Source organism: Desulfatiglans parachlorophenolica (assembly GCF_055394735.1).
Genome location: NZ_AP042460.1, coordinates 3136165 through 3142500 on the forward strand (window position 1 = coordinate 3136165; position 6336 = coordinate 3142500).

The window sequence follows — 6336 nt, forward strand, 5'->3', positions numbered from 1 at the left end:
ACAGTCAGGGGCACCGCAGGAGATACGATGAACGGACGGATCGACTATCGCCTTGCACGGGAGAAAATGGTCAAGAACCAGTTGATCACCCGTGGCATAAAGGACCCGCGTGTGCTTCAGGCCATCGGCAAAATCCCGCGGGACCGCTTCGTGCAGGAAGCCCTCGTCGGCGAAGCTTACAACGACTACCCCCTGCCGATCGGGCACGGGCAGACCATCTCCCAGCCCTATATTGTGGCGCTGATGACAGAAGCCCTCGAACTGAAGGGCGACGAAAACGTTCTCGAGATCGGCACGGGAAGCGGCTACCAGACGGCGATCCTTGCCGAGCTATCCCGGTGGGTATACACCATCGAGCGGATTCGGCCCCTCATGGAGAATGCAAAGCGGATCCTCACCGAGCTAGGTTACAGAAACGTCTTCTTCAAGGCGTTCGACGGCACGCTCGGATGGAAGGAATACGAGCCCTATGACGCCATCATTGTGGCCGCCGGCGCCCCAAAAATGCCCCAACCCCTGCTGGATCAACTGGCTGACGGCGGCCGACTGGTCATTCCGATCGGCAACCGGTACAGCCAGGAACTCGTGCGGATCACCCGCAAAAACGGCCAGTTCGTTGAAAAGGGCCTGGGCGGATGCCGCTTCGTGGACCTCATCGGCATCCACGGCTGGCAGGACAGCGTCAAGGAATCCTGAAAAGCCTTTCGTCAAACTCGGGTTTGCCCTCATACTTCTGCATAAACGAGCCTGGAACCGCCTCGATGTCCTCTATCAAGCCCCGCTCAATGAAGATTCCGGCGCGGTGGAAGACATCCACGACCTCCTCCGGCGAGGGAGGACAGCTCTTCACAGCGAGCATCTCAGCGATATCAGGATGATTCCGGTTGGCCAGATACATGCATTTGCCAAGCAGGATCGTCTTTTTCTTTCCTGGTGTCGGGCGCATTACCTTGCCGGTCAGCACCTCCACTTCGTTCCAGGGCTCCCCCTTCCATGCCCTGGCGACCGCCGGCACGAGGGCCGCGCTGAGCAGGGCACAGTAGGTACAGAGGGTTTGGTCATACTGACGGTAAGCCAACCCCTCGATGGCCATGCGCTTCATGGGCACAGGCAGCGAGCCGTCCTTCGTATAAGGGAAGGCATAGGCGTGCAACAGACGCTGATCCGCGATCTTTTCTCCGCGGATCTCGATATCTCGCAGATCCGGCGCCCGGCCCATTTTCTTCACCAGATAGTCCAGATGCGGCACTTCTTCAGGGGTGTAGCCAAGCAGGGCCGCCCCCACCAGGTCGGCGGAGAGCCAGTCCGCGGAGGCCACCAGGATATCTTTCCGCCTGATCCGCCCGTCGAAGCCGGGGCCACGCTCGTTCGTGAAAATCCCATCCACGATGCTCAGAGAACGCTCCGGCAGCATGCCAGGCAGCCCGGACACCTTCCGGTGCAAACCGAGTCCATCCCTCGTATCATGAAAGGCCTTCCGTGAAGCGATATCCAGGCAGCCTTTCAGGTTCTTGACCCCGAGGCTCACAACCGTCTGAGAATGGGTCTTGAGCACCGGCAGGTCCACGACAAAATCGCTTTCCAGGATATCCGCATTGACCTTTGCGCGGATGCCCTCCCCGAGATCCACCGTTCTGAAGGGACGTTCGTGGATATTCACGCATCGGACCCCGTAACGCTCTTCAAGCCGGCGATAGCCGAGCATCTCGAAGGCATGGGCCGGGGTCGCGACATCTTTCGGATCGTAGGTCACCATCCCCTCTCCGATGGTCACATGCTCGATCCCGTAGGCCTTTAAAACAGCCACCACATCCGCCACCACGCGGGAAGTGGTGATGACCCCCCATTTCGGAAACGGTACGCGGCGGGTCCAAAAGACGATATTCGGCTTGATGAAGGTCCTTGCGTCCCGTGGGACGCCCTTTAATCCGTCGCAAAGCGCCACGGCACCCTCGACGGAGCGGGCCGCCTCATCATAGCGGACAACCGAAACGAGCCGTTTATCCATTCCCGGCCCCTTCCGCAGACACTCGAGCGTTGCCGGCGGATGCATAAATGGAGAACAGCCGCATCATTTCCTCTTTTACCACCTCCGGCACCCCCGGCAGTCTTTCGAGCGACAGTTCCACAAAATCCCCCTTGGATTTCGCAAGAACCCGCCCCCCGGCATCGACCAGTTCTCCGGCCAGCTTGAGATGCCGCGGGTCGGCCGGATCCACGATGCGCCCCCTGGCGGTCAACGGGGCCCCTACAGGAACGGGGGCGACGTATTTCACCTCCATCTTCCGCGTAACGAAAAACACCCTGCGAAAGTAGATGATCGACCAGGACATGATTTCATCCAGCAAGGTCGAAATGATACCGCCGTGCGCGATGTTTTCCCAGCCGACGTGCTCTCCCCTCAGGACGACATCGGAACAGAGCATATCGCCGCAGGGATAGAACTGCATGTTCAGCCCCACCGGGTTGGCCGTTCCACAGCCAAAACAGTGGTGGCCGACAGGTTTCTCGATATATCGCCGTTTTTCGGTCATCTTCAAGTTCTCTCCGTTGTCAAAAGCAGCCGCGCTGCCCTTTCAGGGCCGGGAGCTTATCGCTCAAAACTCACCTTGAAATCAGCCCATGGCCCTGTCGATAGGCGCCGGCCTCACAGCCATGAGCGTGTGCCACGTCATCTCGTGTTCATAAACCCTGTGTATGTCATAGCCTGCCGCTCTGATCTTCTCGCGGATCTCCCGAAAAGGAGTCCTCAAAAGACCCGAGATGATGAGCACCGGGCTTTGCAGAAACGCCTCCACGGCGAGCAGGCTCTTGATCACCTCGGCATGGATATTCGCGACCACGACGTCGACCCCGTTCCGGCAAAAGTCCTCTGCCCGCCCCTCCACTACCTGGACCACATCGGAAAATCCATTGAGGGCAACGTTCCGAACGGCGGTCCGTACGCACAGGGGATTCAGATCCACCGCAAGGACACGCTCAGCACCCACGGCCACGGCATAAAGGGCAAGAATCCCGGTCCCCGTTCCGAGATCGAGCACACTATGAAAAGGAAACCTCGCGTGCGCGTCAGCCAGGGCGCTCAAACAGTCACGGGTCGTCGGGTGTACGCCGTTTCCGAAAACCACTCCGGGGTCCAGGAGCAGGGTCCTGCCGTCATCTGTTCCGAACCGGGACCACGGCGCCCGGAAGGTAACCCCTCCTGCGGATATGCAATCCAGTCCCCCGCCCTGCCACTCCTCATAATCAAACTGGTACCGCTCGCTCAGCGTGAGTTCAGGACCTTGTGCAAGCAGACGGGCGACACGCTCATCGGCAGGTTCACTGAAAAAGAGAAATGAACTGTCTCCTTCCACCCAATTGCCGATGAATTCGGATCCAAATCCCGACTCATCAGCAGGAAGGACCCTCCCCTCCAAAGCGTAGATATAAAGATCCCGGTAAGGGCAAGATGCCCCGCTCGCAACTCCTCCCATCGCTTCAGCTCGATCGTTCACAACACGCAACCCACATTAGGGGCCCTAAGACCACCCTTGCGGCGTCCACGCCACAAAGATCCTCCATGATTTCAGAGCGGCGGCCAGCAAACCTTCCTTGTTTCAAGAATTTTCTCCAACACCACACACCGTGTCCATCCGGCGGACCACCCTTCTTGTATCCCGGAAATAGAGGGGGCCAGACAGACCTCCGGTACTCGGTCCTCCTTCTTCAACGAAGCTTTGAACATGAAATCGCGCTCACCCGGGAAATGAATATTTTTTGCCAAGATCAAGACAATCAATCGTTTGTGCGGAGGCGATCTGCAAGCCACCGAGAAAGCAGATGTGCAGATGGACGCCGAGATGGGCAAAAAAGAACATTTCCGGGCGGAAAATCAATAAACATCCCCCGCAGGTCCACGTCAAGCACAGAATGCTCCGCGCCGATACGGGGTGCAAGCCTCCAGAAAAGGATGGATCAAAACCCTCACAACCGATGTATCCGAAACTGCGGGCATACAGAATGATTCGGTCCAGGCAGGGCGCATTGCCGGGCGCACCCAAAAAAAAAGCCCATCGCAAAGCGATGGGCTTTAAAAGGCAATTCGGCGGCGTCCTACTCTCCCACGCAGTCTCCCACGCAGTACCATCGGCGCTGAAGAGCTTGACTTCCGTGTTCGGGATGGGAACGGGTATTTCCTCTTCGCCATTGCCACCGAAAAACTCCAGCAAAAGTAAAGCTGATACAGGACAAGCAATCAAAGGTCTCATTCATTTGGATGGTGAAAATATGGCCAAGCCGCACGACCAATTAGTACCAGTCAGCTAAATGTGTTGCCACACTTACACCTCTGGCCTATCAACCTCGTCATCTACGAGGGGTCTTCAGTCCCCGGACGAATCCGGAGAGGGATATCTAATCTTGAGGTTGGCTTCCCGCTTAGATGCTTTCAGCGGTTATCCATTCCGAACATAGCTACCCAGCGATGCCGCTGGCGCGACAACTGGTACACCAGAGGTTCGTCCATCCCGGTCCTCTCGTACTAGGGAAAGATCCTCTCAAATATCCTACGCCCACGAAAGATAGGGACCGAACTGTCTCACGACGTTCTAAACCCAGCTCACGTACCGCTTTAATTGGCGAACAGCCAAACCCTTGGGACCTGCTCCAGCCCCAGGATGCGATGAGCCGACATCGAGGTGCCAAACCGCCCCGTCGATGTGAACTCTTGGGGGCGATAAGCCTGTTATCCCCGGAGTACCTTTTATCCGTTGAGCGACGGCCCTTCCATTCGGAACCGCCGGATCACTAAGACCTACTTTCGTACCTGTTCGAGATGTCTCTCTCACAGTCAAGCTCCCTTATGCCTTTACACTCTGCGGCTGGTTTCCAATCAGCCTGAGGGAACCTTCGCGCGCCTCCGTTACTCTTTGGGAGGCGACCGCCCCAGTCAAACTACCCACCAGACACTGTCCCCGGCCCGGATAACGGGTCAAGGTTAGAACCCTAAACTAGTAAGGGTGGTATTTCAAGGGCGACTCCCTCCCGACTGGCGTCGAGATTTCACAGTCTCCCACCTATCCTACACATACTAGCCCAAAGTCCAATGTCAAGCTATAGTAAAGGTTCACGGGGTCTTTCCGTCTTTTCGCGGGTAAACGGCATCTTCACCGCTAATTCAATTTCACCGAGTCCCTGGTCGAGACAGTGGGGAAGTCGTTACGCCATTCGTGCAGGTCGGAACTTACCCGACAAGGAATTTCGCTACCTTAGGACCGTTATAGTTACGGCCGCCGTTTACTGGGGCTTCGGTTCAAAGCTTCTCTACCCCGAGGGGCAGATAACAAATCCCCTTAACCTTCCAGCACCGGGCAGGCGTCAGACCCTATACATCGTCTTGCGACTTAGCAGAGTCCTGTGTTTTTAGTAAACAGTCGCCACCCCCATTTCTCTGCAACCCCCTTCGGCTCCAAAAGCGAATTTCTTCACCTAGCGAGGGCACACCTTCTCCCGAAGTTACGGTGTCAATTTGCCGAGTTCCTTAACCAGAGTTCTCTCGAGCGCCTTGGGATACTCACCCCGCCTACCTGTGTCGGTTTGCGGTACGATCACCTTACTGACTCGCTAGAGGCTTTTCTTGGCAGCATGGGATCAACCAGTTTGTTCCGCAAAGCGGATCCTCATCACCTCTCGGTGTTAAGAAAGAGCGGATTTGCCTACTCCTTCCACCTACAGGCTTGAATCGGGACGTCCATCACCCGACTGGCCTACCCTCCTGCGTCCCCCCATCACTCAAACGCCAGCATGGTGGTACAGGAATATTAACCTGTTTCCCATCACCTACGCCTTTCGGCCTCGGCTTAGGGGTCGACTAACCCTGAGAAGATTAACTTTACTCAGGAAACCTTAGGCTTACGGCGAGCGGGTTTCTCACCCGCTTTATCGTTACTCATGTCAGCATAATCTCTTCCATGCGGTCCACTGGTCCTCACGGTCCAGCTTCTACCCGGATGGAATGCTCCCCTACCATCCTTCGATAAATCGAAGAATCCGCAGCTTCGGTAATGCGCTTGAGCCCCGTTATATTTTCAGCGCAGAATCACTTGACCAGTGAGCTGTTACGCTTTCTTTAAAGGGTGGCTGCTTCTAAGCCAACCTCCTGGCTGTCTCTGCATTTCCACTTCTTTTCCCACTTAGCGCATATTTAGGGACCTTAGCTGGCGGTCTGGGCTGTTTCCCTCTCGACCACGAAACTTATCTCCCGTAGTCTGACTCCCACAATAGAAGTTGACGGTATTCGGAGTTTGGTTAGGTTTGGTAATCTGGTAGGACCCCTAGCCCATCCAGTGCTCTACC

5 protein-coding genes and 2 rRNA genes (1 of these 7 only partly in view) are annotated in these 6336 nt (G+C 56.4%); 1 reads left to right on the top strand and 6 read right to left on the bottom strand.

Annotated elements, in window-relative coordinates; genetic code table 11:
* Positions 1–39: 39 nt before the first annotated feature.
* Positions 40–696 (top strand): protein-L-isoaspartate(D-aspartate) O-methyltransferase, encoded by a 657-nt coding sequence (locus ACZ500_RS14675; protein WP_464233059.1) that lies wholly within the window; start codon positions 40–42, stop codon positions 694–696.
* Here ACZ500_RS14675 and ACZ500_RS14680 read toward each other — a convergent pair.
* From ACZ500_RS14680 to ACZ500_RS14705, 6 genes are all read right to left on the bottom strand, one after another.
* The gene (locus tag ACZ500_RS14680; RefSeq protein WP_464228095.1) at positions 683–2008 is read right to left on the bottom strand and encodes a DUF362 domain-containing protein; all 1326 of its coding nucleotides are present in this window, start codon (positions 2006–2008) and stop codon (positions 683–685) included. The genes ACZ500_RS14675 and ACZ500_RS14680 overlap by 14 nt on opposite strands.
* On the bottom strand, positions 2001–2534 hold the full coding sequence (locus ACZ500_RS14685; protein WP_464228096.1) for a PaaI family thioesterase: 534 nt from the start codon (positions 2532–2534) through the stop codon (positions 2001–2003). Before ACZ500_RS14685 ends, ACZ500_RS14680 begins: the two co-directional genes overlap by 8 nt.
* An 81-nt stretch (positions 2535–2615) precedes the next feature.
* Positions 2616–3356, bottom strand: coding sequence for a 50S ribosomal protein L11 methyltransferase (locus ACZ500_RS14690; protein WP_464228097.1), 741 nt, complete (start codon positions 3354–3356; stop codon positions 2616–2618).
* A 381-nt stretch (positions 3357–3737) separates the two neighbouring features.
* Positions 3738–3860, bottom strand: a complete 123-nt coding sequence (locus ACZ500_RS14695; RefSeq protein WP_464228098.1) for a hypothetical protein — start codon at positions 3858–3860, stop codon at positions 3738–3740.
* A gap of 222 nt (positions 3861–4082) precedes the next feature.
* Positions 4083–4199, bottom strand: a 5S ribosomal RNA gene (gene rrf / locus ACZ500_RS14700).
* Positions 4200–4269: 70 nt separating this feature from the next.
* Positions 4270–6336, bottom strand: a 23S ribosomal RNA gene (locus ACZ500_RS14705) (it continues 960 nt past the right edge of the window).

What these genes read in the sequence shown, in the direction of transcription:
- ACZ500_RS14680 (WP_464228095.1), bottom strand. Translation starts at nt 2,008, where the DNA reads ATGGATAAACGGCTCGTTTCGGTTGTCCGCTATGATGAGGCGGCCCGC.
- ACZ500_RS14695 (WP_464228098.1), bottom strand. Translation starts at nt 3,860, where the DNA reads ATGTTCTTTTTTGCCCATCTCGGCGTCCATCTGCACATCTGCTTTCTC.
- ACZ500_RS14685 (WP_464228096.1), bottom strand. Translation starts at nt 2,534, where the DNA reads ATGACCGAAAAACGGCGATATATCGAGAAACCTGTCGGCCACCACTGT.